Origin of the sequence: Amycolatopsis ponsaeliensis, assembly GCF_030182635.1 — a bacterium.
In the GTDB taxonomy this organism is placed as follows: Bacteria; Actinomycetota; Actinomycetes; order Mycobacteriales; family Pseudonocardiaceae; genus Amycolatopsis; species Amycolatopsis ponsaeliensis.
The window spans coordinates 57,987-84,421 of sequence record NZ_JAPZLD010000050.1; the positions used below are offsets into that span (position 1 = coordinate 57,987).

Annotated in this window: 19 protein-coding genes; 9 read left to right on the plus strand and 10 right to left on the minus strand. The window is 71.2% G+C overall.

From position 1 onward, the window contains the following. The first annotated feature begins 66 nt into the window (after nt 1-66). Nucleotides 67-819 (plus strand): hypothetical protein, encoded by a 753-nt coding sequence (locus QQ657_RS46235; RefSeq protein ID WP_284748764.1) that lies wholly within the window; start codon nt 67-69, stop codon nt 817-819. 180 nt (nt 820-999) lie between these two features. On the opposite strand, the gene QQ657_RS46240 is transcribed toward QQ657_RS46235, so the two are convergent. From QQ657_RS46240 to QQ657_RS46255, 4 genes are all read right to left on the minus strand, one after another. Then, nucleotides 1,000-1,434: an SgcJ/EcaC family oxidoreductase gene (locus QQ657_RS46240; RefSeq protein WP_284748765.1), complete on the minus strand. Its 435-nt coding sequence runs from the start codon at nt 1,432-1,434 to the stop codon at nt 1,000-1,002. 10 nt (nt 1,435-1,444) lie between these two features. After that, complete coding sequence (locus QQ657_RS46245) at nt 1,445-2,614, minus strand: acyl-CoA dehydrogenase family protein (protein WP_284748766.1); 1,170 nt, start codon at nt 2,612-2,614, stop codon at nt 1,445-1,447. A gap of 79 nt (nt 2,615-2,693) precedes the next feature. Then, nucleotides 2,694-4,097 carry a cation:proton antiporter domain-containing protein gene (locus QQ657_RS46250; protein WP_284748767.1) on the minus strand — a complete coding sequence of 468 codons (1,404 nt, stop codon included), beginning with the start codon at nt 4,095-4,097 and terminating at the stop codon, nt 2,694-2,696. 96 nt (nt 4,098-4,193) lie between these two features. After that, a complete protein-coding gene (locus tag QQ657_RS46255) occupies nt 4,194-5,702 on the minus strand; it encodes an alpha/beta hydrolase (RefSeq protein ID WP_284748768.1) in 1,509 nt (502 codons plus the stop codon). Between the two features lie 174 nt (nt 5,703-5,876). Between QQ657_RS46255 and QQ657_RS46260 the strand changes: the two genes are divergently transcribed. Together QQ657_RS46260 and QQ657_RS46265 are read left to right on the plus strand one after the other, a co-directional pair. After that, entirely contained in the window at nt 5,877-7,274 is a 1,398-nt protein-coding gene (locus QQ657_RS46260; protein WP_284748769.1) for an FAD-binding oxidoreductase, read from the plus strand. 50 nt (nt 7,275-7,324) lie between these two features. Then, nucleotides 7,325-8,008: an aspartate/glutamate racemase family protein gene (locus tag QQ657_RS46265; protein ID WP_284748770.1), complete on the plus strand. Its 684-nt coding sequence runs from the start codon at nt 7,325-7,327 to the stop codon at nt 8,006-8,008. 48 nt (nt 8,009-8,056) lie between these two features. Here the strand turns inward: QQ657_RS46265 and aroF are convergent, their stop codons facing one another. Together aroF and QQ657_RS46275 are read right to left on the minus strand one after the other, a co-directional pair. Continuing rightward, nucleotides 8,057-9,091 (minus strand): 3-deoxy-7-phosphoheptulonate synthase, encoded by a 1,035-nt coding sequence (gene aroF, locus QQ657_RS46270; RefSeq protein ID WP_284748771.1) that lies wholly within the window; start codon nt 9,089-9,091, stop codon nt 8,057-8,059. Between the two features lie 325 nt (nt 9,092-9,416). Then, the gene (locus QQ657_RS46275) at nt 9,417-10,670 is read right to left on the minus strand and encodes an aminotransferase-like domain-containing protein (protein WP_434056850.1); all 1,254 of its coding nucleotides are present in this window, start codon (nt 10,668-10,670) and stop codon (nt 9,417-9,419) included. A 239-nt stretch (nt 10,671-10,909) separates the two neighbouring features. Here QQ657_RS46275 and hppD point away from each other — a divergent pair, with 239 nt between their 5' ends. The 4 genes from hppD to QQ657_RS46295 all read left to right on the plus strand — a co-directional run bounded on the left by hppD (nt 10,910) and on the right by QQ657_RS46295 (nt 18,270). Next, on the plus strand, nt 10,910-11,956 hold the full coding sequence (gene hppD / locus QQ657_RS46280; protein ID WP_284748772.1) for a 4-hydroxyphenylpyruvate dioxygenase: 1,047 nt from the start codon (nt 10,910-10,912) through the stop codon (nt 11,954-11,956). Between the two features lie 106 nt (nt 11,957-12,062). Next, nucleotides 12,063-12,272 (plus strand): MbtH family protein, encoded by a 210-nt coding sequence (locus QQ657_RS46285; RefSeq protein WP_284748773.1) that lies wholly within the window; start codon nt 12,063-12,065, stop codon nt 12,270-12,272. A 5-nt stretch (nt 12,273-12,277) separates the two neighbouring features. Beyond that, a complete protein-coding gene (locus QQ657_RS46290) occupies nt 12,278-17,227 on the plus strand; it encodes a non-ribosomal peptide synthetase (RefSeq protein WP_284748774.1) in 4,950 nt (1,649 codons plus the stop codon). Beyond that, the gene (locus tag QQ657_RS46295; protein WP_284748775.1) at nt 17,224-18,270 is read left to right on the plus strand and encodes an LLM class flavin-dependent oxidoreductase; all 1,047 of its coding nucleotides are present in this window, start codon (nt 17,224-17,226) and stop codon (nt 18,268-18,270) included. Before QQ657_RS46290 ends, QQ657_RS46295 begins: the two co-directional genes overlap by 4 nt. 388 nt (nt 18,271-18,658) lie before the next feature. Here the strand turns inward: QQ657_RS46295 and QQ657_RS46300 are convergent, their stop codons facing one another. The 4 genes from QQ657_RS46300 to QQ657_RS46315 all read right to left on the minus strand — a co-directional run bounded on the left by QQ657_RS46300 (nt 18,659) and on the right by QQ657_RS46315 (nt 23,244). After that, nucleotides 18,659-19,726: a DUF2855 family protein gene (locus QQ657_RS46300; protein ID WP_284748776.1), complete on the minus strand. Its 1,068-nt coding sequence runs from the start codon at nt 19,724-19,726 to the stop codon at nt 18,659-18,661. A 223-nt stretch (nt 19,727-19,949) separates the two neighbouring features. Beyond that, nucleotides 19,950-20,171, minus strand: coding sequence for an MbtH family protein (locus QQ657_RS46305; RefSeq protein ID WP_284748777.1), 222 nt, complete (start codon nt 20,169-20,171; stop codon nt 19,950-19,952). A gap of 17 nt (nt 20,172-20,188) precedes the next feature. Beyond that, nucleotides 20,189-21,946 carry a non-ribosomal peptide synthetase gene (locus tag QQ657_RS46310; protein ID WP_284748778.1) on the minus strand — a complete coding sequence of 586 codons (1,758 nt, stop codon included), beginning with the start codon at nt 21,944-21,946 and terminating at the stop codon, nt 20,189-20,191. A gap of 23 nt (nt 21,947-21,969) precedes the next feature. Then, nucleotides 21,970-23,244: an NAD(P)/FAD-dependent oxidoreductase gene (locus tag QQ657_RS46315; protein WP_284748779.1), complete on the minus strand. Its 1,275-nt coding sequence runs from the start codon at nt 23,242-23,244 to the stop codon at nt 21,970-21,972. A gap of 275 nt (nt 23,245-23,519) precedes the next feature. On the opposite strand from QQ657_RS46315, the gene QQ657_RS46320 reads away from it, so the two are divergent. Together QQ657_RS46320 and QQ657_RS46325 are read left to right on the plus strand one after the other, a co-directional pair. Next, entirely contained in the window at nt 23,520-24,839 is a 1,320-nt protein-coding gene (locus tag QQ657_RS46320) for an MFS transporter (protein WP_284748780.1), read from the plus strand. After that, nucleotides 24,836-26,218, plus strand: coding sequence for a condensation domain-containing protein (locus tag QQ657_RS46325; RefSeq protein ID WP_284748781.1), 1,383 nt, complete (start codon nt 24,836-24,838; stop codon nt 26,216-26,218). Before QQ657_RS46320 ends, QQ657_RS46325 begins: the two co-directional genes overlap by 4 nt. Nucleotides 26,219-26,435 lie beyond the last annotated feature (217 nt).

Sequence of the window (26,435 nt, forward strand, 5' to 3'; positions counted from 1 at the left end):
CGGCCGTAGAATTCGGTGCGCGACGCCGATTTCCGCCGGCGGTTCATGCCGGAAATGGGAGCGGCGATGGACGAATTGGACTACAACACCTGCAATGCGACCTTCCGGAGCCTGACGAACCAGCAGGCGTTGATGGCGGGCGAGATCGCCGCGCTGCTCGGCGGCGGCGCCGACCTCGAGCTGACGTCCTACGGGTGCGGTTTCGGCATGTTCGAGCTGGAGCTGATCGCGCGGACGCCGCGGGAAACGGTGTGGTTCCAGGGCGTGGACACCAACGGCGAAGCGGTGGCGCGCCTGCGTGCCGACCTCGCCGCGCTGCCGAAGGTGCGCGGATACCGGCTGTTCACGGCCGGCATGGCCGAAGTCGCCGTCCAGCGGATCGCGCCGACCGAATGCGGCCTGTTCATCCAGTCGCTGTGCTACCTCGGCGCGGCCGAGGGGATGGCGGTGCTGAAGGAGGCCCGCAACCGGCACCGGCGGGTGATCGTGGCGGTCACGCCGTCGAACGCGCTGAACGCGGCGTTCGCGGAGTGGCTCGCCTGCCGCGGGATCGTGCGGCCGCTGTTCGCGCAGACGTTCGCCGAGGAGCTGCGGCGGCTCGGCATCGGGTTCCGCTCGGTCTCGGTGGACGCCGAGATCGCGGTCCCGGTTTCCGAGACGCGCCAACGGCTTCTCGAGTTCCTGGTGTTCGCCCGCCACCAGCCGTGGCGCGGCCCGCCGGACCGGGGTTCGCTGCTCGACGCCGTCGCCGGGCTGGGTACGGCGGGGGCGGGCGTGATCCGCGTCCCGCACCCGGTGGAGGTGTTCACGCTCGAGTAGTAGCCGGCGGACCTGGCTGCCGATGCGGCGGCCGAGTGGCGTGGGCCCGGGGAAACGTCTTGAATGAGTCATTCAGGACCTTGCGCGCCCTGAATGACTCATTCAAGACAACCGGCGGCCGGCGGCAAAAAAGGAACCCGGGCCTCGAGGGGAGGCCCGGGTTCCGGGGGAGGGGCGGGGTCAGACGGTGCCCGGCTTCGGCAGCTGCTGCTTGGCCGGGGTGTTCTGGTAGGACGCCAGGTGCCAGGCGCCGTCGCGCTTCACGACGGTCCAGGAAGCCCGGATCGACTGGGAGTCCGCGACCTCGGTCTCGCCCGCGGCGAGGACGCCGCCCTGGGTGATGAGGACGCCGGAGTCCGGGGTGAAGAAGCGGATCTCGATCGGGCGGCCGGTGACCTGGGTGCCCTTGTAGTTGCCCGCGAACGACTCCACGAGGAACGAACGGATCTCCTCGCGGCCCTTCTTGAAGATGCCGGGCAGGATCATCGTGCCGTCGTCGGTGAAGACGTTGGCGAACCCGTCGGCGTCGCCGTAGGCCCACGCGGCGATGACCTTCTGGGTCAGGGCCGCGATCCCGGCCTGGTCGGCCGCGGTGCCGGCTTCGGTCGTGGTCATGGAGGTCTCCCTAGATGTAGAGCGTGTTGGGCTCGAGCCCGCACAGGACGCGGCCGTACAGTTCGGTGTTGGTGTTCGGGTGCATCAGCGCGTGGAGGTTGACCGCGGTGACGTCGCGGGCGATGCGCTGGATCGGGATGCCGTGGTAGATCGAGGAACCGCCGGAGGCCGAGGCCAGGATGTCGATGGACTCCTTGGCCAGCCGGACCACCGCGCCGAGGTCGGCCCGCGCGATCGCGCGCTCGTCCAGCTTCCACGGGCTGCCGTCGGCGACCTTGGTGTCGACCAGCGTGGCCAGGCGGTGCGCGTGGAACTGGGCCTCGTCGATCTTCATCGCCGACTCGGCCACCTGGTGGTGCGTGATCGGGGCCTCGCGCTGCGATTCGTAGGCGGTGTAGGTGATCTTGCGGTCCGGCAGCCGCTTGAGGAAGCTGTCCTGGGCCGACTTCGCCATGCCCACCAGCGTGCCGACCGACGACACCGAGGCGACCGGCAGCAGCGGCGAGCGGTAGATCGAACCCGCCGCGCCGCCCTGCCCCTCCAGCACCGCGGGCAGCGGGAGCACGCGCTCGGCCGGGATGAAGACGTCCTGCGCCACCGTCGACACGCTGCCGGTCCCGCGCAGGCCCGCGGTGTCCCAGTCGTCCACGATCAGCAGGTCCGACAGCGGAACCAGGGCCATGATCGGGTACGGCTCACCCTCCGGCGGGACGAGGATCGCGATGATCTCCTGCCACTGCGCGTGCAGTGCCCCGCTGATGAAGCCCCACTTGCCGTTCACCACGACGCCGCCGTCGACCGGCGCGGCCATCGCGGACGGGCTGAGCGTGCCGCACACGCGCACGTCCGGGGTCGAGAACACCTCGTCCTGCACCGCTTCCGGGAAGTGGCAGGCCATCCAGGTGGGGATCCAGTACACCGAAGCCACCCAGGAGGTCGAGCCGTCGGCGCGGCCGATCTCGGTGGCGACGTCGACGAGCGTCCGGGTGTCGGCTTCGAAGCCGCCGTAACGCTTCGGGCGGCGCAGCTTGAACACGCCGGCCTCGGCGAGCGCCTCGATGGATTCGTCGTGCACCCGCCGGTTCTGCTCGGACCAGTTCGCGTGCTTCTTCAGTGCGGGAGCCAGTTCGGCCACGCGGCGAACCAGTTCCTCCCGCGTCGGAACATCGGTGCTCGACACCTTGACCTCCTAGATTGTCGACCGTCCCAGCTTCGCAGCGGGCCAGGGGGAACCGCGTCTTCCTGCTTGCCGGCAGGGCTCACGCCGCGGCACGCTCGGAGGTGCGCGGCGGGAGCTCTACGACGTTGTGGCCGTCCCGGCGCGCGAACCAGGTCGCCATCGGCCCGGCCATCGCCGTCGAGACCAGCGCCATGATCACCAGCATCGTGAACAACATCGGCGACAGCACGCCGAGGTCGAGCCCGATGTTGAGCACCACCAGCTCGGTCAGGCCGCGGCAGTTCATCAGCACGCCGACCTGCAACGCCCGGTTCCAGCTCTCGCCGACCGCCCGCGCGGACAGCGCCGAGCCGCCGAGCTTGCCCACGACCGCCGCGACCAGGATCACCGCGCACCACACCCAGCCCTCGGCGGAGATCAGGGTGATGTTGGTCCGCAGCCCGCTGTAGGCGAAGAACAGCGGCAGCATCAACGCCGTGGTCAGCCCGCCCACCTTGTCCAGCAGCCAAGTCGCTATCACGTTGTCGCGCGGGAAGACCAGCCCGAACACGAACGCGCCGAACATCGCGTGCACGCCGATCCACTCGGTGGCCAGCGCGCACAGCAGCACGCCGACCACCGACAGCGGCGCGGCCTTCTGCAACCGGGCCACCGGGACCCGGGTCACCAGCCCGCGCAGCAGCGGCCGCACGACCAGGCCGAGGAACGCGACGAACGCCACGGTCAGCGCGACCGTCAGCACCACGCCGAACAGCGAGGACGCCGTCGTCAGCGCGACCACCAGCGCGAGCAGGCTCCACGCCGTGACGTCGTCGACCACCGCGCAGGTCAGCGCGACCACGCCGGCTTCGGTGCGGAACAGCCCGATCTCGTGCAGGATCCGGACCAGCACCGGCAGCGCCGTGATGCTCAGCGAGACGCCGAAGAACAGCGCGAACGCGAGGAAACCGACGCCCGCGGGGGCGAACCGGGTGTAGGCGAACACCGCCAGCCCGACCCCGAGCAGGAACGGGAACGCGATGCTGACGTGGCTGACGACCACGGCGAGCCGCCCGCGTCCGCGCAGCAGCCGCGTGTTCAGCTCCAGCCCGGCGAGGAACACGAAGAAGATCACGCCGAGCTGGGCCACGACGTTCAGCTGGGGGATCGCGGCCTTGGGGAGCAGGACCGCCGCGCCCTGGGGCCACAGGGCGCCGAGCACCGACGGCCCGAGCACGATGCCGGCGACGATCTCCCCCATCACCGCGGGCTGCCCGACCCGCTGGCCGAGCCAGCCGACGATCTTGCAGGCGCCGACGATGACGGTGATCGCCAGCAGCAGCTGGACCAGTGACGGCCCGGCCGCGGCCTTCGCCTTGGCGACGTTGTCGCCGTCGTCCCCGCTGCCCAGCAGGACGATCGCGACCACGACGGGCACCACGACCAGTCCGATGTAGACACCCAGGGTGCGGCCGATTCCGCGCCGCGGCTTCACGTCGGCCATGTGACTCCGATCAGGTTTCGGTGACGTTCGCGATCTCCCGACCGAAGCTAGCAACAGCGGGTCGGGATCCTCTCGAGGAACGAACGATCTTGGGGCCTACCGGCTCGACGGCGGAACCGGCAGCGGCAGCGGCGGACACTCCAGATCGGACCGGTTGCCGGATTTGCGCGCGGGCAGCGTGCCGCCCGACAGGTACTCCGCGATCTTGCCGTCCACGCAGGCGTTGCCGCCCATCAGCGTGTTCGCGTGGTTCAGGCCGCCCGGCACGGCGAGCAACTCGGCGGCCGGGAACCGGGTGCGGGTCTCGAGGCTGCCCTCGAACGGCGTGGCCGGGTCGAGCGTCTCGTCGACCAGCAGCATGCTGTCCAGGCGGTGGCTGCCGATGTTCACCGGCCTGCCGGCCGGGGCGGGCCAGAACGCGCACGGCGCGTTGATCCAGGTGTTCTGCCAGGCGAAGTACGGCGCCTCGGCGAACGCCCGCCAGGTGTCCGCCCGCCACTTCTGCCAGTTCGTGGGCGACTGCGTGTCCGTGCACTCCACGGCCAGGTACGCGGCGTAGGCGTTGTCGTTGCCGCGTCCGCCGATCTGCACGAACAACGTCTTCAGCGTCGCGCCGTCGTGGTGGTTGACCCAGCCGGCGAACGCGTCGGCGACGAGCGTCCAGTGGAGCTGGCGGTAGGCGGCCAGCTGGAAGATGTCGGTCCACTCGTCCGGGCCGACCGCGCCCGCGGCCGGTTCGCGCGCCAGTTTCACCAGCTGCCGGTCGTACACGTTCTTCACGGCGGCCTGGGTACTGCCAAGGTGGTAGACGTCGTCGTGCGCCGCGACCCAGCCGAAGAACGCGTTCAGGTTCCGGTCGTACCCCGAGTCTTGTGACAGGTTGAGCCGGTAGTAGACGTCCCGGGGGTGCACGCTGCTGTCCAGGACCATCCGGCGTACCCGATCCGGGTGCAGCGTCGCGTAGACCTCTTCGACGTACGTGCCGTAGGAGTAGCCGTAGAAGCTCATCTCGGTCACGCCGAGCGCGGCCCGGATGCGCTCCAGGTCCGCCACCTCGTCCGTGGTCTTCATGTTCGCCAGCAGGTCCGGGTCGTTGTGCGCGCCGCAGGCGCGGGCGTAACCCCGGACGCGGTCGAGCCAGGTCCGCTCGAGCTGCGGCGTGACCGGCACGTAGCTCGGCCGGTCGAAGTCCATGTAGCCGGGATCGCAGGACAGCGCGGGCTCGCTCGTGGCGACCCCGCGCGGGTCGAAACCGATCCAGTCGTAGGCGTCCCCGACATGTCCGGGGACCAGCGTGCCCAGCGTGGCCAGTGCCAGCCCCGGCAGGCCGGGACCGCCCGAGACGGTCAGCATGACGCCCTGGAAAGCGCTCTCCGGGACCTTGTGCCGGATCCGGGACACCGCGATCCGGAGCTGCTTCCCGGCCGGCCTGCGGTAGTCCATCGGCACCTGGAGCATCCCGCACTGGGCGCCCGCCGCCACCAGGCTCGGGTCCTGGCACGGACCCCAGGTGATGGTGGCCGGCGCCGCGGTGGCGGCCGGGGCACTCACCGCCGAAAAGGCCGTGGCAACGCCGGCGACCGCGGTGACAATCAGACGTTTCACCTAGTCCACCTCCAGTTGAACCGAACAGGATCTGGTGAGGCTAGGTGGGCAATCGGCGGCCGCACGTCTTTGCCGTTGCCCACTGATCGCCCGGGTGACCAGGCAGATCCTCGCGAATGCCGTTTTCGTTCGGCACGCTGGAATTGCGGCGCACAGGCGGTTACTTTGGCTCGCATGGGACTTCCGATCGACGACCTGCTGGCGACGTTGCCCGCCGATCGCGTGCTCACCGATCCGGAGCTGCTGGCCTCCTACTGCCGCGACGAAGCCGACCTGTGCGACGCGGGCACGCCGCTCGCCGTCGTGCGGCCGCAGAGCACCGCCGAGGTCGCCGCCACCGTCCGGGTGGCCGCCGCGCACCGGGTGCCGGTCGTCCCGCAGGGCGCGCGCACCGGGCTGACCGGCGCGGCCAACGCGGTCGACGGCGCCCTCATCGTGTCGCTGACGGCGTTGAACCGGATCCTCGAGATCGACCCGGGCGAGCGGATCGCGGTCGTGCAGCCGGGGGTGGTCAACGCCGAGCTGAGCCGGGCCGCCGCCAAGGAAGGGCTCGCCTACCCGCCGGACCCCGGCTCCTGGGAGTCCTCGACGATCGGCGGCAACGTCTCGACCGACGCGGGCGGCATGTGCTGCGTGAAGTACGGCGTCACCGGCGAGTACGTGCTGGGCCTGGAAGTCGTGCTCGCCGACGGCGAGGTCCTGCGGTGCGGGCGCCGGACCGTGAAGGGCGTCGCCGGCTACGACCTGACCGGGCTGTTCGTCGGGTCGGAGGGCACGCTCGGGATCATCACCGAGATCACCGTCCGGCTCCGGCCCGCGGCCCGGGAGGCCCGGACCATGGTGGCGGTGTACCCGACGGTGGCCGCGGCCGGGCGAGCGGTCGCCTCGATCATCGCCGCCGGCCACGTGCCGAGCATGCTCGAGCTGCTCGACCGCACGCACCTGCGGGCCATCGAGGCCCACCGCCCGATGGGCCTGGACACCGAGGCCGCGGCGATGCTGCTGATCGCGACGGACACCGGCGACGGGACCGACCTCACCGCGATCGCCGAGTGCTGCCGGGAAGCCGGCTCGAGCGAGCTGTACGCCGCCGAGGACGCGGTTGAGGCCGAGGCTTTGACCAGCGCGCGCCGGCTGGCGCACCCGGCGATGGAACAGCTGGCCGCGCAGGCGTTCCCCGGCGGCCGGGGCGGTCTCGTCGTCGACGACGTCGCCGTGCCGCGGTCCCGGGTCGCCGACCTCGTCGAGGGCGTCGAGGAGATAGCGGCGCGCAACGGCGTCCTGGTGGGCGTGGTCGGCCACGCCGGCGACGGGAACCTGCACCCGGTCATCGTGGTGGACCGGGCGGATCAGTCCAGTATGGACCGTGGGCGGCTGGTGTTCGACGAGATCATGCGGCTGGGGCTCGCGCTGGGCGGCACCTGCACCGGCGAGCACGGCGTCGGCCTGCTCAAGCGGGACTGGCTCGCGCAGGAGCTCGGTCCCGTCGGCATGCGGGTCCACCGGGCGCTGAAGCAGGCACTCGACCCGGACGGGATCTTCAACCCGGGCAAGGTGATCGCGCCCCGCTGACGGCATCCCGGAGGAAGGCAGCCGCCGTCCCGGCTGGAACCATCGGTGGGATGAAGATACTTGCGGGGGAAGGAAAAGCGCCCGCGGTGGCGGTCATCGCCGGCACGCCCTACGACTCCGGTCTCGGCGCCGAGTTGCTGAGGGCCCGGGGACTCACGGCGGATCCGTACGCCATGGCCGGTTCGCCGGACGAGCAGGACTCGTTGCAGTACCAGGATCCCGGCGCGCTCGCGGCGGCGTTCCACGCGCGTCTGCGCGAGCTGCGCGCCCGGGGGACCGAGCAGGCGATGCTGTTCTGCAACTCGCTGTCGGCCGTGGTCGACCACGACCACGCGGCGCTGCCGGTGGTTTCACCCAGCACGGTCTACCGGGAAGTGTTCCCGGAGCTGCGTTCGTCGTTGGTGGTCACCGGGAACGCGCACGCCGTCGTCGGGGTCGAGCGGACCGCGTGGCAGGTCAGCCCCGGCCACCGGCTGCTCGGGGTGTCGGATCCCGCGCTGGTGCGCGGGATCGAGGCCGGCGACCCGGCGGCGGCCTTCGAGACCTCGCACCTGCCGACCACGCTGCGCCTCGCCGAGCGGCTCGGCCTGGAGGCCGTCGTCCTGGCGTGCACGCACTTCACGGCCGTGCTGCCGTTCGTGACCGCTTCCTGTGCCCTGCCCGTCGTCGACGTCGGCAGCAGGCTCGTCGAACTGACCGGCCGGGCGGTCGCGGACCGGACGCTCGCCGCCTGAACGACGAGAACCCGTGCGGTCCGCACGGGTTCTCGTCGGTTCGGAGCGTCAGCCGGCGAAGAGCCGCCGGTTCCACCAGGTCGAGGTCCGGCGCCCGACCACCCCGGTCAGCGCTTCGATTTCCTTCGACAGGACACGGAGGTCTTCGGTCACGAGCGCCTGCGGCCCGTCGCACTTGGCCTCTTCGGGATGCGGGTGGACGTCGACGAGCACCCCGTCCGCGCCGACGGCGATCGCCGCCCGGGACAGGGGGAGGACGAGATCCCGCCGTCCGCCGGAGTGCGAGGGGTCGATCATCACGGGCAGGTGCGAAAGCCCCTGGACGACCGGCACCGCCGAGATGTCGAGCGTGTTGCGGGTGGCCGTCTCGAACGTGCGGATCCCGCGCTCGCACAGGACGATGTCGAGGTTGCCGCGTTGCGCGATGTACTCGGCCGCCATCAGCCATTCCTCGATGGTGGAGTTCATGCCGCGCTTGAGCAGCACCGGCTTGCCCGCCTCGCCGGCGGCCTGCAGCAACGCGAAGTTCTGCATGTTCCGGGTGCCGATCTGCAGCATGTCCGCGTACCCGGCGACCATCTCGACGTCGTGCGCCGCGACTACCTCGGTGACGATCGGCAGGCCGGTCTGCGCGCGGATGTCGGCGAGGATCTGCAGGCCGGCCTCGCCGAGCCCCTGGAAGGCGTAGGGCGACGTGCGCGGCTTGAACGCGCCGCCGCGCAGCAACGTCGCACCCGCGGCCTGCGCCATCCGCGCCGCGGCCAGCGTCTGCTCCGGCGTCTCGACCGCGCACGGCCCGGCGATCAGGGTGACCGTGTCCGGGCCGATCGGCACGCCGCGGACGTACACAGTGGACCGTTCCGGGTGGTGCTCCCGGCTCACCAGCTTGTACTTGGCGGAGATGCGGTTGACGCTCTGCACCCCGCGCATCCCGCCGAGGTTCAGCGTCTCGAACCGGTCGACGTCACCGATGAGCCCGACGATCACCCGGCTCACGCCGCGGCTGACGAAGGCTTCGCCACCCGCCTCCGTCACCCGGTCGACGACGGCCTCGACATCTGCGGTCCCCGCATCGGTAGCCATGACGATGACCATGATTTTCGTCCCTTTCAGCGCTGTGGGGCTCGGCCACCGGCGGGCGCCGGCGGTGACCCGGTGGATCGAGCATCCAGCGGGGCGGCGGAGACCCGCGTCTCCGCGGATGCGCAACCGCCCCCGGGGTCAGGGGAGGCGTCCGGCAAAGTCGCCCGTCCCGGCGCCGGTCGACGGGGTGATGTCCCGGCCAAACGTCTTGAATGAGTCATTCAGGACCTCCCACGCCCTGAATGACTCATTCAAGACAACCGCCGACGAGCCACCGACCCGCGCCGCCGAAGACATCCGCCGGGAACCCGGAGCGCGGCGGGGTTCAGCGGAGGCGTCCGGTGATGAGGGCCGCGAGCCGGGAGACGCCCTCGTCGATCAGGTCCGGGGTGAGCAGGCTGATCGACAGCCGGAGCTGGTTGAACCCGCCCTTGCCGCCGTAGAAGTGGTGCATCGGGGTGAACAGGACGCCGTGGTCGCGGGCCGCGTGGGCCAGCAGGTCGTCGTCGACGGTGAACGGCACGGTCACGGTGATGAAGAACCCGCCCGTCGGCGTGTTCCAGGTGACGCCGGGGCACGCGCCGAGCGTGCGGGAGAGCCCGTCCAGCGTCAGGTGGAGGTTGCGCTGGTAGATCGCCGTCTCGCGGGCGTTGGCCCTGGTCAGGCTCAGGTCGTTGCGCAGGAGCTTGCCCGCGATCACCGCCTGGGCGATGGGGGAGGTGTTCACCGTGAGCATGCCCTTGAGCTTCGAGAGCTGGTCGGCGAGCAGGCCACCGCCGGCCACGGGCTGGTCCGCCACGACGTAGCCGACCCGCGCGCCGGGCATCCCGGTCTTGGCGAAGGAACCGAGGTAGACCACGATCCCCGCGTCGTCGAGGGCCTTCAGCGAAGGGAGGCGATCCGCTCCGAAGAGCCCGTACGCGTTGTCCTCGAGCAGCAGGATCCCGTGCTCCGCGGCGATCTCGAGGAGACGGCGGCGGGCGGGCAGGTCCATGCTGGTGCCGGTGGGGTTCGCGAAGTCCGGTGTCACATAACAGGCCCGGACCCGTTTGCCCGCCTCGCGCGCCAGTTTCAGCTGGTGCGTCAGGTCGTCGAGGTCGATGCCGTCCTCGGTGGACCGCACCGGCCGGACCGGGGTGTCGGTCAGCAGCGCCGCCCCGGTCAGGCCGACGTAGGTGGGGGCGGGGGCGAGCAGCACGTCGTTCTCGTCCGTTCGCAACGCCCGCAGCACCAGGAACATCGCCTCCTGGCAGCCGACGGTGACGACCACGGACTCGGGGGCGGCGACGATGTCCTCGTCCTCGGCGAGGTTGCCGGCGACGAGGTCGGCGATGACGCCCTTCGTGGCGCCGTACTGGAAGAGCGTGCGGGTGACCTCGGCCTCGCTCAGCTTCCGGTCGCGCCGGAGGTGGTCGCAATAAGAGTCGAGGTACTGGTGGATCTGGCCGACGTCGAAGAATTCTTCGTGCGGCCGCCCGGCCGCCATGGAAATGGCCCGCGGATATTCGTCGATCAGCTCGTTGAGCAGGTTCATCGACGAGATGGCCGGATCGGCGAGCGATCCGTGCAACGTTTCCACGCTCAGGGGGGTTTCCAAAGCGAATCGCCTCTCCTGCGGCCGGGCACCGGGTGATCAGTATGCGTCCGGGGACGCTGCCACGGCTTCTCCGGCCATGCGTTGTCCGGCGACCGGCGCGGGCAACGGAAGAGAGGACAATACCGGGCCGATTTTGCGATTCTCGGCGGTGGGACGCGAGACGCCAGGCACCGAATACCCGCCAGTGGAGGTTGGAGACCGTGCAGAACGCACTCCGGGACATGACCATCGATTACGTCGAGCTGTACGTGGACGATATCGAACGGAATCTCGCCTGGCTCGTCGGCGGTTGCGGTTTCGTCGTGCGCGCGGTGTCGGCCCCGGCGGGCGGGTCGACGCGGTCGGTCGATGTCGGGCAGGGCGAGATCGACCTGGTGCTGACCGAATCGGGCGAGGACCACCCCGCGCACGCCTACGTTTCGCGGCACGGGGACGGGATCGGCGACATCGGCATCCGGGTGCCGGACGCCGCCGCGGCGTTCGAGGAGGCCGTGCGGCGCGGCGTGCGGCCGGTCATGGCGCCGGTCGCCCGGGGCGCGGTGACCATCGCGAAGATCGCCGGCTTCGGCGACGTGACGCACACGTTCGTGCAGCGACCGGACGACGCGGTGGTGGCCGACGTGCTCGGCCTCGTCGCGGTGCCCGAAACCGCCACCGCCCCGGGAACCGGGCTGCACAAGGTGGACCACTTCGCGATTCCCGTCGAGGCGGGCCGGATGGACGAGACCGTCGAGTACTACCAGCGGACGCTGGACTTCGAGCTCATCCTCACCGAGCGGATCGTCACCGGCGACCAGGGGATGTTCATCAAGGTCATCCAGAGCAAGTCGCGCGCGGTCACGTTCACGCTCGTCGAGTCGGACACCAGCCTCGCCGTCGGCCAGGTCGACCGGTTCCTCAAGGACAACGACGGCTCGGGCGTGCAGCACATGGCCTTCAGCACCACGGACATCCTGGCCACCGTGCGGCAGCTCACCGTCGACGGCATCGAGCTGCTGACGACGCCGGCCGCCTACTACACGGCGCTCGCCAACCGGGTGCGGCCGGAAAAGTACTCCGTCGACGAGCTGCGCGACCTGAACATCCTGGTGGACGAGGACCACGACGGCCAGCTCTACCAGATCTTCGCCAAGTCCGTGCACCCGCGGAACACGCTCTTCCTGGAGATCATCGAGCGGGCGGGCGCGACGTCGTTCGGCAGCTCGAACATCAAGCACCTGTACGACAGCGTCGAAGCGCACCAGGTGCCGGAGGCGACCGCGGACTGACCGTCCCGGAACCGCAGATCCGATCGCCCGGGGCGACCGCGGAGACGTGGCGGCCCGTGACCGACGTAGTGCCAGCTAGACCGTCCTAAGTGGAGTGAGGTTTACCGTGTCCAATCCGTTCGAGGACGCCGACGCCCTGTACCTGGTCCTGGTCAACGACGAAGGGCAGTACAGCCTGTGGCCCGCCGGCATCGCCGTCCCGGCCGGCTGGAGCACGGCGCGTGCCGCGGACTCCCGCGCGAACTGCGTCGAGTACGTCGAAGCGCGGTGGACGGACATGCGGCCGAAGAGCCTTGTCCGGGCCGAACGGGCGTGACCGGGATGGACGAGGTCGTCGCGGGGTGGAACGACACGGCGCGGGACGTTCCCGTGACGGTGTTGCCGGAGCTGTTCGCGGCGCAGGCCGCGCGGACGCCGGACGCCGTCGCGGTGGAGTCCGGGGGTGCGTCGTGGTCGTACGCGGAGCTGGACGCGCGGTCGAGCCGCTTGGCGCGCCATCTGGTGGGGCTGGGCGTGGGGCCGGAGCGGCTGGTGGCGGTCGCGTTGCCGCGGTCGCTGGAGATGGTGGCGGCGGTGCTGGGGGTGGCCAAGGCCGGCGCGGCTTATCTGCCGATCGATCCGGGCTACCCGGTGGATCGGATCGGCTACATGCTCGACGACGCCGCCCCGAGCCTGCTGATCACCGACCGGGCCACGTCGGCGCGGCTGCCGGAAGCGGCGGCCGTGCTCGACCTCGACGACGCCGCGGTGACCGCGGCCGTGGCGGACCAGCCCGGCGGCCCGGTCACCGACGAGGACCGGCTCACGCCGTTGCTGGCCGCGCACCCGGCCTACCTGATCTACACATCCGGGTCCACCGGGCGGCCCAAGGGCGTGGTGGTCACCCACCAGGGGCTGGCGAGCCTGTCCGCGTTCCTGATCTCGACCTTCGCCATCGGGCCGGAGTCGCGGGTCGGGCAGGTGGCGTCGCTGAGCTTCGACGCGGCCGTCATGGAGTTCATGATGTCGTTCCCGGCCGGCGCGGCACTGGTGCTCCCGCCGCCGAGGCAGCTGGCCGGGGAGGTGCTGGCCGAGGCGCTGCACGAACTGCGCGTCAGCCACGCCCTCGTCGGGCCGGCGTCCCTGGCCGGTGCGGCTCCCGAACAGCTGCCCCTGCTCGAATGCATGATGGTCGGCGGCGAGGCGTGCCCCGGTGAGGTCTGCGCCGAGTGGTCGCGGGACCGGCGGATGTTCAACGCCTACGGCCCGACCGAGGCGACGGTGGCCGTGACGCTGAGCGGGCCGCTGTCCGGCGCGGACGCGCCGCCGATCGGGAAGCCGATCTGGAACGCCCGGGTGCACGTGCTGAACGAACGCCTGGAAGAGGTGCCGCCGGGGGTGCCGGGCGAGCTCTACATCGCCGGTCCCGGTTTGGCGCGGGGGTACCTGAACCAGGCCGGCCTGACCGCGCAGCGGTTCGTGGCGTGTCCTTTCGGTACCGGGGAACGGATGTACCGGACCGGGGACCTGGCGCAGTGGCGGGAAGACGGCGAGCTGGAGTACCTGGGCCGGGTGGACCAGCAGGTCCAGGTCCGCGGGTTCCGCATCGAGCCGGGCGAGATCGAGGCCGTGCTGGCCGGGCAGCCCGGTGTGGCCCAGGCCGTCGTGGTGGCCCGGGAGGACCGGCCGGGCGACCAGCGCCTGGCGGGCTACGTCGTGCCCGCGCCGGGGAGCCGGGTGGACCCGGCCGGGATCCGGGCCGCCGCGGCCGCCGTGCTGCCCGGCTACATGGTCCCCGCCGCGGTGGTCGTGCTGGACGCACTGCCGCTGACGGTCAACGGGAAGCTGGACCGCAAGGCCCTCCCGGCACCGAAGTACGCCGCCGGGACCGGCCGGGAGCCGTCCACCCCGGCCGAGGAGATCTTGTGCGAGCTGTTCGCCGAAGTCCTGGGCGTGGACCGGGTCGGCGTGGACGACAGCTTCTTCGACCTGGGCGGCCACTCGCTGCTGGTGGCCCGGCTGATCAGCCGGGTGCGGTCGGTGCTGGCGGTGGAGCTGGAGATCCGGACGGTGTTCGACCACCCGACGGTCGAGCTGCTGGCCAAGTCGCTCGACGGCGCCGGCCAGGTGTGGCCGGCCCTGGAGCGCGCCGACCGGCCCGAGCGCCTGCCGTTGTCGTTCGCGCAGCGCCGGTTGTGGTTCCAGGCGCAGCTCGAGGGGCCGAGCACCACCTACAACGTGCCGTTCGCGTGGCGGCTGCACGGGCCGGTCGACGCGGACGCGCTGAGCGCGGCACTGGGTGACGTGGTCGGGCGGCACGAGGCGTTGCGGACGGTCTTCCCGGCCGTGGACGGCCAGCCGTACCAGCGGGTGGTCCCGGCCGAGCTGGCCGTGCCGGGATTCGCTGTGGTGCGGGCCGACGAAGCCGGCTTGGACGAGCTGATCGGGCAGGCGGCCCAGCACGTGTTCGACCTGGCCGAAGAGCTGCCGGTGCGGGCGTGGCTGTTCGAGCTGGGGGACGACGAGTGCGTGCTGGAGCTGCTGACGCACCACATCGCCAGTGACGGCTGGTCGCTCGGGGTCCTGCTGCGGGACCTGGGCGAGGCGTACGAGGCGCGGCTGGCCGGTCACCGTCCCGAGTGGACGGACCTGCCGGTGCAGTACGCGGACTACACGCTCTGGCAGCGGGGGCTGCTGGGCGGCGAGGACGCCGGCGACGACAGCGTGCTGGGCCGGCAGGTGGCGTACTGGGAGTCGGCGCTGGCCGACCTGCCCGAGCAGCTGGACCTGCCGTTCGACCGGTCCCGCCCGGCGCATCCCACCCACCGCGGCGGGCACGTCGGCGTCGAGGTCGACGCCGGGCTGCACCGCGGGCTGGTGGAGCTGGCGCGCGAGCACCAGGTGACGGTGTTCATGGTGCTCCAGGCCGGGCTCGCGGTCCTGCTGTCGCGGTCCGGGGCCGGCACCGACATCCCGATCGGCGTGCCGGTGGCCGGCCGCGGCGGGGACGAGGCACTGCACCAGCTGGTCGGGTTCTTCGTCAACACGCTGGTGCTGCGGGCGGACCTCTCGGGCGACCCGAGTTTCGCGGAGCTGCTGCGCCGCGTCCGCGACCGGGACCTGGCCGCGTACGCGCACCAGGACGTGCCGTTCGAACGGCTGGTGGAAGTCCTGAACCCGGTCCGGTCGGCCGCGCACCACCCGCTGTTCCAGGTGATGCTGGCCGCCGACGAGGACACCAGCCGGGAGTGGCGGATCCCGGGCTTGCGGGCGCGGGACCTGGAACTGGCCGGGAGCTCGGCCAAGTTCGACCTGACGCTGACGTTCCGGTCGCGCCACGAGCCGGACGGCGCCCCGGGCGGGATCGGCCTCGCGCTGGAGTACGCGGCCGACCTGTTCGACCACGGCACCGTGCGGGCGCTGGCCGGGCGGCTGATCGCGCTGCTGGGCCAGTTCAGCGCGGACGCGGGGCTGCGGGTCGGCGACGTCGACCTGCTGACGGCGGCCGAGCGGGACCTGGTCGTCTCGCGGTGGAACGACACCGCGCGGGACGTTCCGGTGACCGTGTTGCCGGAGCTGTTCGCGGCGCAGGCCGCGCGGACGCCGGACGCCGTCGCGGTGGAGTCCGGGGGCGTGTCGTGGTCGTACGCGGAGCTCGACGCCCGCTCGACCCGGCTGGCGCGCTACCTGGTCGGCCTGGGCGTCGGGCCGGAGCGGCGGGTGGCGGTCGCGTTGCCGCGGTCGCCCGAGATGGTGGCGGCGGTGCTGGCGGTGGCCAAGGCCGGCGCGGCCTACCTGCCGATCGACCCGGGGTATCCCGCCGATCGGATCGGCTACATGCTCGGCGACGCCGACCCGGTCGTGGTGCTCACGAACCGGCAGGCGGGGGCGGACCTGCCCGGCCAGGACCGGCTGGTCGTCCTGGACGACCCGCGGGTGGCCGCGGTGGTGGCCGACCTGCCCGGCGGCACTGTCGCCGATCAGGACCGGCTCGCGCCGCTGCGGGCCGCGCACCCGGCCTGGGTGATCTACACGTCCGGCTCCACCGGGCGGCCCAAAGGCGTGGTGGTCAGCCACCAGGGGGTGGCCAACCTGGCCGCGTTCATGGTCGCGACCTTGGCCGTCACCCCGGCGTCCCGGGTGGCCCAGCTCCTTTCGCTGAGCTTCGACATGTCGCTGCTCGAGCTGCTCTCGGCGTTGTCGTCCGGGGCGTCGCTGATCCTTCCCCCGCCGGGGCAGCTGTCCGGCGACGCACTGGCCGACACGTTGCGCGAGCTCCGCGTCAGCCACGCAGTGGTGGCGCCGGCCGCCCTGGCCGGAGCGGCCCCGGAGAGCCTGCCCGAGCTGGAGTGCCTGGTCGTCGGCGGCGAGGCCCTCCCGGGCGAGATCGTCGCCGAGTGGTCGGCGGGCCGGCGGCTGTTCAACGCCTACGGCCCGACCGAGACGTCGGTGTGCACGACGATCAGCGGGCCGCTGTCGGGATCCGGTGCCCCGCCGATCGGCGGGCCGAACTGGAACGTGCGGGCCTACGTCTTGGACGGCCGGCTCGCGCCGGTGCCGCCGGGCGTGGCCGGCGAGCTCTACCTGGCCGGCCCGGGCCTGGCCCGCGGGTACCTGAACCAGGCCGGGCTGACCGCGCAGCGGTTCGTGGCCTGCCCCTTCGGTGCCGGGGAACGGATGTACCGGACCGGCGACCTGGTGCGCTGGCGCGACGACGGCGAACTCGAGTACCTGGGCCGGGTCGACCAGCAGGTCAAGGTCCGCGGGTTCCGGATCGAGCCGGGCGAGATCGAGGCCGTGCTGGCCGCGCAGCCGGGCGTGGACCAGGCCGTGGTCGTGGTCCGGGAAGACCGGCCGGGCGACCGGCGGCTCGTGGGCTACGTGCAACCGCAGGCCGGCCGCGCGCCGGACCCGGCGGAGCTGCGGGCCGCCGCCGCGCGGATCCTGCCCGGGCACATGGTGCCCAACGCGGTGGTGGTGCTGGCCGCGCTGCCGTTGTCGCTCAACGGGAAGCTGGACCGCAAGGCCCTGCCCGAACCGACGTTCACCACCGGGGCCGGCCGGGCGCCGGCCACGCCCCTCGAAGAGCGCCTGTGCGAGCTGTTCGCCGAGGTCCTCGGGGTGGAGCGGGCCGGGGTCGAGGACAGCTTCTTCGACCTGGGCGGGCATTCGCTGCTCGCCGCCGTGCTCGTCGCCCGGCTGGAAGAGCAGTTCGGCATCACGATCAGCCTGCGGGACTTCCTGGCCGACCCGTCCGTGCGCGGCATCACCCAAGGGAGGAACGAACGATGATGGACCTGGCCGCCGGCGGCGTCACCCTCTACTCGACCTGCCGTTCCAGCATCGGGTACAACGAGCAGCACCACCTGCGCAAGCTGCTGGAGATCGCCGGGTGGGCCGATGAGGCCGGCTACCGCGGAGCCTTGATCTACAGCGACAACACGTCGGTCGACTCCCTGATGGCGGCCCAGGCGGCGCTGGCGAACACCGAGAGCTTCGTGCCGCTCGTCGCCATCCAGCCGATCGACCTGAGCCCGTTCGCGCTGGCTCGCGCGGTGTCGTCCCTGGCGCACCTGTACGGCAGGCGGATCGACATCAACTTCGTCAGCGGCGGGTTCAGCCGCGATCTCGCCGTCCAGGGCGACACCGTGTCGCACGACGACCGGTACGACCGGCTCACCGAGTACGCGACGATCGTCCACAAGCTGCTCGGCGGCGGCATGGTCAACTTCGCCGGCGAGTACTACAACTTCCGCCGGGCCCGGCTCACCACCCCGGTGCCCCACGAGCTGCTTCCCAAGGCGTACGTGTCCGGCTCGTCGGCGGCCAGCCTGAACGCGGGCGAGGCGCTGGGCCTGAGCCAGCTCTCGTTTCCGTTGGTGCCCGAGGACTTCGTCAGCCCGGACCTGCGCAAGAACAAGTTCGGCTCGGGCATCAGCGTCGGCATCATCGCGCGGGACGACTCCGCCGAAGCCTGGCGGATCGCGCACGAGCGGTTCCCCGCCGACCCCGAAGGGGCCGCGAGGATGAAGCTGCTGCTCGCCGCCGGGACGTCGTCCTGGCAGCCCCAGCTCGCTTCCGTGCCCATCCCCGACGAAGCGGGACAGCCGTACTGGCTGGTTCCCTTCCGGTACCACCACACGTTCTGCCCCTACCTGGTGGGCAGCCACGACGAAGTGGCGCAGGCGCTGGCGACCTACCTCAAGGGCGGCATCCGCACCTTCGTCCTCGACATCCCGCGGGAAGCGGAAGACCTGTGGCACGCGCGGATCGCGATCGAGCGCGCCGTCACCGCCATCGGAGGCGCGGGGTCGGCACCGCAGCACGCCGCCTGACCGGACGCGATGGTCTCCGCCTTCACCAAAGGCGGCCTGACGGGAAACCGGCGACGCCCACCAGGCGTCGCCGGTTTCCCTATTGCCTTGCCGTTTCCTGGGGCCGGTGGCTACGTTCCGGTGATGCGTTCGCGACTGCTGGCGGTGACCTTCGAGGCGGACGACCCGGCCGGACCGGCACGCTTCTGGGCCGGCCTGCTCGGCCGGGAGGCAAAGGGCTCCGGCAAAGTCGCCCGAATCGGCTGTCCCGGCGCCGGCCGACGGGTGTGGTGCCCCGGGCAAACGTCTTGAATGAGTCATTCAGGACGTCCCACGCCCTGAATGACTCATTCAAGACAACGAAAAGGGCGCCGGGAGTGATCCCGGCGCCCTTCCTCGTGCCCTCGGCTCAGGGGGTGAGGATCGTGAAGCCGTTCGCCGGGTGGGTGCCGTCGGCCAGGGTCCGGAACACCGCCGCGATCGCGTCGGGCCCGGTGCGGGCCGTGACGGTCAGCCAGGACTCGGTCGCGTCGATGAACTCGTCCTCGGCCGCGTGGTAGCGGGCGAAGAACGCGTCTTCACCCTCGGCCTCGATCGTCGCGCCCTCGACCGCGGGGGTGAAGAACAGCTCCGGCGCGGGGTCGGTGAGCTCCGGCGGCGGCTGCGCGCCGTGGGTCCAGCCCAGCAGTGCGATGTGCACCAGGCCGGCGCGGAACCGGCCGTGGATGGCGGTCAGCACCGCGGCGTCCCCGGCGAGGTCGACGCACAGGACCGGACCGGCCGGCACCGCCGGCAGCTCGTCGTAGGTGGCCACCTCGTCGAACAGCCCGAGCCCGGTGAGGAAAGCGGCGTGGTCGCCGCCGGTGAGCCCGATCGTGCGCACGTTCGCGGTGCCGCGCAGGCGGTGCGCGATCCCGATGGCCACCTTGCTCGACGCGGAGGTGATGAGCACGGTGAGCTCGCCGTCACCCGCCTGGCCGGCGACGAAGTCGGCGACGTGGAAGGACGCGGGGTAGATCGGCCGCAGCAGGGTCCGGCGGTCGTCGCGGTGGTCGGCCGCGCCGGCCGGCTGGAACGTCCGGTACCAGGGGTGGGCGAAGTAGCGGTCCGGCGTGGTGTCCACGAACCCGCGCGAGGCCGGCTCCGGCCGGACCACGTGGTGGCTCGACGACGGCAGGAACCCGAAGAACCGGTCGCCGGTCGCGTAGCCGGGGTGGTTCGACCGCGACACGCGGGCGAAGCCCCACAGCGGAAGCCGGCCCAGGACCGGATCCGGGGCGGGGAAAGCACTCCAGAAGTTCAGCGGCGGGATGGCGCCCCACCGCGCGTAGGTCACGTTGTTCATGGTCAGCGCCAGCCGCTCGACCGCGAGCTCGACCTCGCCCGCCTCGAGCTCCGCGGCCGCGACCTCGCGCACCTCCTTGGCCGCGAGGTCATCGCGCTTGAACAGCAGTTCCCATCTTGCCGCTTCGGTCATCCGTGTTCTCCTTGCCGGATCGGCTGGCCGCGTGGCCATCGGTGATGTGCGAGGGCGACGAGCCCGCGGCCGCCGCGGCCGGCCGCGGCGGCGCCGGCATCGGGCTCAATGGTGTCTTCGGCGTCGGCCGCACGCATCTTCCGCAGTGCGATGCGCGACACCGGTTCCGCCCGGCGAACCGGAATTCGCCGGGCGGAACCGGGTCGCGCGGGGTTCGGCGGGATCAGCTCCCGGCCTGCGCCGTGATGAACTCGGCGACCGAACGCGGGCGCAGATCCACCCAGTTCTCCCGGATGTGGTCCAGGCACTCCTCGCGCCGGCCCGGCCCGTGCACGACGGTCCAGCCTTCGGGCGCGGGTGCGAACGCCGGCCACAGCGAGTGCTGGTTCTCGTCGTTGCGCAGGACGGTGTAGTTGGAGTCCGGCTCTTCGAACGGGTTCGCCATCGGTCTCTCCCTCCGGCTCAGGCCGCCGCCGCGGCGGCGTCGTCGATGTGGTCGGCCAGCCCGGCCACGGTGGGGATGTCGAACAGCACGTTGATCAGCAGGTCGACCCCGGCCTCGGCGCGGATCCGGCTGAGCAGCCGCATCGCGGCCAGCGACTGGCCGCCGAGGTCGAAGAAGCTGTCGTCGATGCCGACCTGGGAGACCTCGAGCACCGAGCTGAAGATCGCGCAGAGCTTCTCCTGCAGCGGCGTTTCCGGGGCCCGGTAGGCCGACGCGGCCTCGAAGTCGGGCTCCGGCATCGCCTTGCGGTCGAGCTTGCCGTTCGACGTCAGCGGAAGCGACTCCAGCTGGATCAGCGCGGCCGGGATCATGTAGTCGGGCAACGTTTCCCTGGCGTGCGCGCGCAGCGCCCCCAGGTCGATGTCGCCGGACTCCGGCACGACGTACCCGACCAGCCGCTTCTCGCCCGACTCGAGCACGCGCACCACGACGACGACCTGCGCGAGCCCGGGATAGCTGCTCAGCGCCGCCTCGACCTCGGCGAGCTCGACCCGGAAGCCGAGGATCTTCACCTGGCTGCTCGCCCGGCCGACGTACTCGATCAGGCCGTCGTCGTTGCGGCGGGCCAGATCCCCGGTGCGGTACATGCGGGCGCCCGGCTCGCCGAACGGGTCCGCGACGAACACCTCCGCGGTCAGGTCCGTGCGGCCGAAGTAGCCCCGCGAGACACCGCGCCCGGCGATGTAGATCTCGCCCTCGATGCCCCTCGGCACCGGGGTGAGGCGCTCGTCGAGGATGTGGATCGTGACGTCGTTGAACGCGTCCCCGACCGGCACGAGTGTGCCCGGTTGGTACGACGCGGTCAGCGGGTGGTGCGCGGAGAACAGGGAGCACTCCGTGACCCCGTACATCGCCCGGATCACCAGGTCCGGGCAGGCGTCGAGCACCCGGCGCACCGCGTTCGGGGCGATCACGTCGCCGCCGGTGAGGATCTCGGTCAGGCCGGTGAACGTCTCGAGCGACTCCTCCGCGAGCACCCGGAACAGCCCGGCCGTCAGGTGGATCCCGGTGATCCGCTCGCCCGCGATCAGCTCGCGCAGCGTCGCCGGCGTCAGCTGCCCGGGCGGCGCGACGACGATCCGGCCGCCGTGCAGCAGGGGCATCCAGATCTCATAGGTGGACACGTTGAACGCGTACGGCGCCACCATCAGCACCCGCGCGTGCCGCTCGACCGTCCACTGGGTGTTGAAGATGAGCCGCACGACGTCCCGCTGCGTCACCGCGACACCCTTGGGGTGGCCGGTGGAGCCGGACGTGTGGATCACGTAGGCCAGCTGGTCCGGGTGGATCGGCACCGACGGGTCGGTGGCCGGCTGCCCGGCGGTCGCCGGGTCGTCGTCGACGACCACGACCGGCACCCCGCCCGGCAGGCCGGCGTCCCGCGTGGTGGTGTCGGCCAGCAGCACCGACACCTCCGCGTGGTCCACGACCCACTGCCGGCGCTCGGCCGGGTAGTCCTCGTGCACCGGGACGTAGACGCCGCCGGCCTTGACGGTCGCGAGGATCGCGACCACCAGGTCGATCGACCGCTCCAGCAGCACCGCCACCCGGTCGTCCTGGCGGACGCCGAGCCCGATGAGCCGGTGCGCGAGCCGGTTGGCCCGCTCGTCCAGCTCCCGGTAGGTCAGCGCGGCCGGGCCCGCGGACACCGCCACCGCGTCCGGCGTCCGCGCGACCTGCCCGGCGAACCGCTCGGAGATGACAAATGATTCCATCTGCGTGGTCCCCATCCCTATCCCTAGCCCGCCAGCGTGTCCGGCACGTCCGGCGCGTCGCTGTCGCGGAACGCCCGCAGCGCCAGCGGCCCGTCGAAGATGTCACGCATGCCGGAGACCCCGGACAGCATCCGGGCGAAGTCGATCTTGCGCGGCCGCAGGCGCTTCGGGTCGATGCTCTGCTGCGCCGCTTCGAAGTAGTCCTCTTTGGACTTCGTGCGGTCGTAGAAGAACCGGACGAACTCCAGCAGCGAGGTGAGGAACTCGCGGTAGTTGCGCTCGTAGCGCTCGTAAAGCACCTGCTCCTGGTCCGGGTTGCGCAGCGCGAGGTTCGCCGTCTCGAACAGGCCGAGGGAACCGCGCAGCGTCAGGCCGACGCCGGTGGACAGCAGCGGGTCGATGAACGCCGCCGAGTCGCCGACCAGGGCCCAGCCCGGACCGTAGAACTTCTTGCAGGTGTAGGACCAGTCCTTGATCGTGCGGTAGCCGCTGACGCGGGTGGCCGGCGCGGTGAGCGAGGTGATCTCGTCGGCCGCGGCCAGCTCGCTGGCGTGCAGCTCCTCCAGCGACTTGCCCGCCTTCTTGTACTCGTCGATGGGCGTCACGTAGCCGACGCTCACCGTCGAGTCCGACAGCGGGATGAACCAGAACCAGCCGTGCGGGCGGTTCTCGGTGAGCGTGTCGCCCCACCGCGTCCCGCTGTAGCGGTTGCAGTTCTGGAAGTACGCCCAGACCGCGATGTTGCGCAGGTCGTTGTGGTACTCGATGAGGTCGAGCTTGCGCGGGAGCAGGTGCTGCTGACCGGAAGCGTCGACCACCAGCGTCGACCCGACGGTGGTGGGCTCCGCGTCGCCCTTGCGCTGGAACCGCACGCCGACAGCGCGCTCACCCTCGAAGAGCACGTCCTGGACCGTGGCCTCCTCGATCACCAGCGCGCCGAGCTCGCGAGCCCGTCCCAGCAGGACCGAGTCGAAGTCGGCCCGGCGGACCTGGAAGGTGTACTCGTACTCCGAGGCCTCGGTGAACCGGAAGTCCCAGGCGCCCTGGTTGCGGCCCCACATCAGGGTGCCGCCGTACTTGCGGACGTAGCCCATCTTGTCCAGCCGCTCACGCAGGCCGAGCGCCTCGATCGTCGGCATGGACCCGGTGATGAGCGACTCGCCGATGTGGTAGCGCGGGAACTTCTCCTTCTCCAGCACGAGGACCTTGTGCCCCTGCTGCGCCAGCAACCCGGCGGTCGCTGAACCGCCGGGACCCCCGCCGATGACGACGACGTCGAAATGTTCCTTGTCAGCCATTACCGTGCTTCCTCCGTCACGTCACGTGCTTCCGGTTTCCCAGGGGCGACGCCGCTGGATCTCGACCGCTTCGTACTGGACTTCCGTCCACGGTGACGGAAAGCGCGTCCGGGCCGCATCTCCCGGATTGTCGAGCCCGGCGAACCGCGCCGGAGCGGGGAACAGCGCGTTCCAGGAGACGTGCTTCGCGGCGGAAACCGGCGAGCATTCGCTGGAGCGGACCTTGCGGACAGCAGTACTCAGGCCGCGCTTCGCGCGTTTCAGAGAGCGGGTTCATGATGACTTTCAGTCCTGTCGCGTACGCCAAGGAGCACGTCCCGCCGGCGGGACCCCAGCGGGCGTACGTCCTGGGCTACGCCATGGGGATGCTGGCCAACGGCGTCTTCCTGCCGATCTACGTGCTCTACTGCACCCAGATCGTGGGGATCTCGAATGCGGGGACCGCGCTGGCCATCGCGGTCGGCGGGCTGGTCGGCCTGCCGCTCACCACCTATGCGGGCGATCTCGCCGATCGGCTGGGGCCGCGCCGGGTGGTGTTGTTCGGGCTGGCCGGACAGCTGACCGGGATGGGCAGCTACGTGTTCATCCAGGGATTCTGGTCGCTGATGATCCTCATCGTGTGCATGAACGTCTTCGCGTTCACGTACATGGCTTCCGAAGGCGCGCTGATGCGCCGGATCGGCGGCGCCGAGACCATCACCTTCCGCAGCCAGGTCCAGTCGATCGGGAACATCGGCCTCACCGTCGGCGCGCTCGTCTCCGGTATCGGCATTTCGATCGGCACTCCGTGGGCCTACCGCGCGATGTTCCTGTTCTGCGCGGCCGCCTACGTGGTCGATGTCTTCATCACGCTCAGGATCCCCGACTACAAGCCGCTGCCGAAGCCGGAAAGCACCGGGGAGGCGAAGGTCCGCCGGTACATCGTGTTCCGGGACAAGCCGTTCATCGCCTTCGCGCTGGTTTCCGGGGCCCTGTCGATGTCGATGCTCGTGGACAACATGCTGCTGCCGGTGTGGATCGTGGTGTACACGTCCGCGCCGCCCTGGACGGTCGCCGCCGTCTACGTGCTCAACACCGCGATGGCCATCCTGCTCCAGATGCGGCTCAGCCGGAACGTCAAGACCCTGCGCCAGGGCGGTTCGGCCCTGCTCCGCTGCGGCGTGACGCTGATCATCGGCTACCTGATGATGGCGCTGATGCCGGGGCAGACGCCGATCCTGGCGACGGTCCTGCTCCTCGGCGGGGTCGCGGTGTCCGCCATCGCGCAGATCTGGCTGATCTCCGGCCGGTTCGTGTTCGAGTTCAACCTGCCGCCGGCGCACGCGCAGGGGCAGTACGACGGATTCCTGAACATGATCACCACGCTGAGCATGACGGTGGCGCCGCTGGTGCTGCTCGGGGTCGTGGCCAACCAGGGTTTCGCCGGGTGGATGGGGCTCGGCGTGGCCTTCCTGCTGCTCGGGCTCCTGTGCCCGGCCATCGCGGCGTGGGGACTCCGCACGCGCCCGCCGGCGGTGACCCCCGACGACGCGGTGGCCGGGTCCGGTGCGGCGGACGAAATCATGGCGACAGCCGGAATGGACGACAGCAAATGACCATCGAACAGCACCGCCCGAGCGCCGAAGCGCCGGCCGGGCGCCCGCTTTCGGCCAACGAGGAGTTCCTGTACGCGTTCGACCGGGGCGACGACCTCGGCGTGTTCGGCCCGCGGGGGCTCGTCCTGGGCGGCTGGCGCCTGCACGGGCGGCTGGACGCGGCGGCCGTGCAGCTCGCGCTGGACGACGTCGTCGCGCGGCACGAGGTGCTGCGGACCGCCATCGTCAGGGACGCCGAAGCTCCCTACGCCCGCGTCTACCCGCCGGGCCCGGTGGAGCTGACGGTCGTCGACCTTTCGGCGACGCCGGAAGCCGACCGCGAGCGCCGGGCGCACGAGTTCCTCGACGAGGTCGACCAGATCGGCAGGCTCGCCGCCCACCAGCGGCCGTTGCTGCAGGCCAGGCTGGGCCGGTTCGACGACGAAGACGCCGTGCTCGTGCTCGTCACGCACCACACGGTCAGCGACGGCTGGTCCATGAACGTGCTCATGCGCGACTTCGTCAGCTGCTACGCGACGCGTCGCGGGCTGACCGCGCCCGAACTGCCGGCGATGCGCCAGTACGGCGAGTTCGCCGCCTGGCAGCAGCAGGCCCGCCTCAGCGAGTCCACCGCCCGCGCGCACGAGTACTGGAAGACCACGCTGGCGGGCGGGACGTTCCTCACCCTCCCCACCGACCGGCCCCGGCAGCTCGACGTCCCGCCGGTCTACTCGGTGTACCGGTTCCTGTTCGACCAGGAACTGACCCGGGCCGTCACCGCGCTGGCCAAGTCGCTGCACAGCTCGCCGTTCATGGTGCTCTACGCCTGCTTCAACCTGTTCCTGCACCGCCGGACCGGCGCCAGCGACATCGTCTCGCCGATCATCACCTCCGGCCGGCGGGAGCCCCAGTTCGAGCAGACGGTGGGGGCGTTGTTCAACTTCCTGCCGATCCGGACCGACGTGTCCGGCTGCCCGAACTTCGCCGGCCTGGTGCACCGCACCCGGGCCGCGCTGCTGGAGGCGTACTCCTACGAGCTGCCGTTCAACGACGTCATCGCCCAGTCCGACCCGGAACTGATGCGCGGTCCGACGTCGAACGTGAACAGCGTCATCACGGCGTTCCAGATCTCCCAGTTCCCGCCGGAGCTGGAAACCGAGGGCGTCGGCGACATCAGCTACACCGGGCTCCGCCGGCGGCTGAACTCGTCCGACGACATCTCGGAGATCCCGGACGGCAACCTGTGGGACTTCTACCTGGACCCGGCCGGGGACGTGGTGGGGCACGTGCGGTTCAACAGCCGTGACTTCGACCGGTCGACCATCGTCGCGATGGTCGACGAGTACCGGGAGCTGATGCTCGCGTCGCTGAGGTCCCCGGCTTCGGCGCTGGCGCGGTAGGAATCCCGCGAGAGCACCGGATACGACGATAACCCCGGCCCGGGGAAAGGCCGGGGTTCTCGTCTTTTCCGGTCCGGGGGAACAAAAGAGGGGGGGGGGGTGGGGGGGGGGGGGGGGCCCCCCCCCCCCGGCTCCGGCCGTCAGCTACAACCGGACGTCGCGCCGCAGCCTTCGCACGCGTAGCACGAACCTGCCGGGCGCATCTTCGTTCCGCACG

What these genes read in the sequence shown, in the direction of transcription:
- QQ657_RS46235 (WP_284748764.1), top strand. Translation starts at nt 67, where the DNA reads ATGGACGAATTGGACTACAACACCTGCAATGCGACCTTCCGGAGCCTG.
- QQ657_RS46240 (WP_284748765.1), bottom strand. Translation starts at nt 1,434, where the DNA reads ATGACCACGACCGAAGCCGGCACCGCGGCCGACCAGGCCGGGATCGCG.
- QQ657_RS46250 (WP_284748767.1), bottom strand. Translation starts at nt 4,097, where the DNA reads ATGGCCGACGTGAAGCCGCGGCGCGGAATCGGCCGCACCCTGGGTGTC.
- QQ657_RS46260 (WP_284748769.1), top strand. Translation starts at nt 5,877, where the DNA reads ATGGGACTTCCGATCGACGACCTGCTGGCGACGTTGCCCGCCGATCGC.
- QQ657_RS46265 (WP_284748770.1), top strand. Translation starts at nt 7,325, where the DNA reads ATGAAGATACTTGCGGGGGAAGGAAAAGCGCCCGCGGTGGCGGTCATC.
- aroF (WP_284748771.1), bottom strand. Translation starts at nt 9,091, where the DNA reads ATGGCTACCGATGCGGGGACCGCAGATGTCGAGGCCGTCGTCGACCGG.
- hppD (WP_284748772.1), top strand. Translation starts at nt 10,910, where the DNA reads ATGACCATCGATTACGTCGAGCTGTACGTGGACGATATCGAACGGAAT.
- QQ657_RS46290 (WP_284748774.1), top strand. Translation starts at nt 12,278, where the DNA reads ATGGACGAGGTCGTCGCGGGGTGGAACGACACGGCGCGGGACGTTCCC.
- QQ657_RS46295 (WP_284748775.1), top strand. Translation starts at nt 17,224, where the DNA reads ATGATGGACCTGGCCGCCGGCGGCGTCACCCTCTACTCGACCTGCCGT.
- QQ657_RS46300 (WP_284748776.1), bottom strand. Translation starts at nt 19,726, where the DNA reads ATGACCGAAGCGGCAAGATGGGAACTGCTGTTCAAGCGCGATGACCTC.
- QQ657_RS46305 (WP_284748777.1), bottom strand. Translation starts at nt 20,171, where the DNA reads ATGGCGAACCCGTTCGAAGAGCCGGACTCCAACTACACCGTCCTGCGC.
- QQ657_RS46310 (WP_284748778.1), bottom strand. Translation starts at nt 21,946, where the DNA reads ATGGAATCATTTGTCATCTCCGAGCGGTTCGCCGGGCAGGTCGCGCGG.
- QQ657_RS46315 (WP_284748779.1), bottom strand. Translation starts at nt 23,244, where the DNA reads ATGGCTGACAAGGAACATTTCGACGTCGTCGTCATCGGCGGGGGTCCC.
- QQ657_RS46320 (WP_284748780.1), top strand. Translation starts at nt 23,520, where the DNA reads ATGATGACTTTCAGTCCTGTCGCGTACGCCAAGGAGCACGTCCCGCCG.
- QQ657_RS46325 (WP_284748781.1), top strand. Translation starts at nt 24,836, where the DNA reads ATGACCATCGAACAGCACCGCCCGAGCGCCGAAGCGCCGGCCGGGCGC.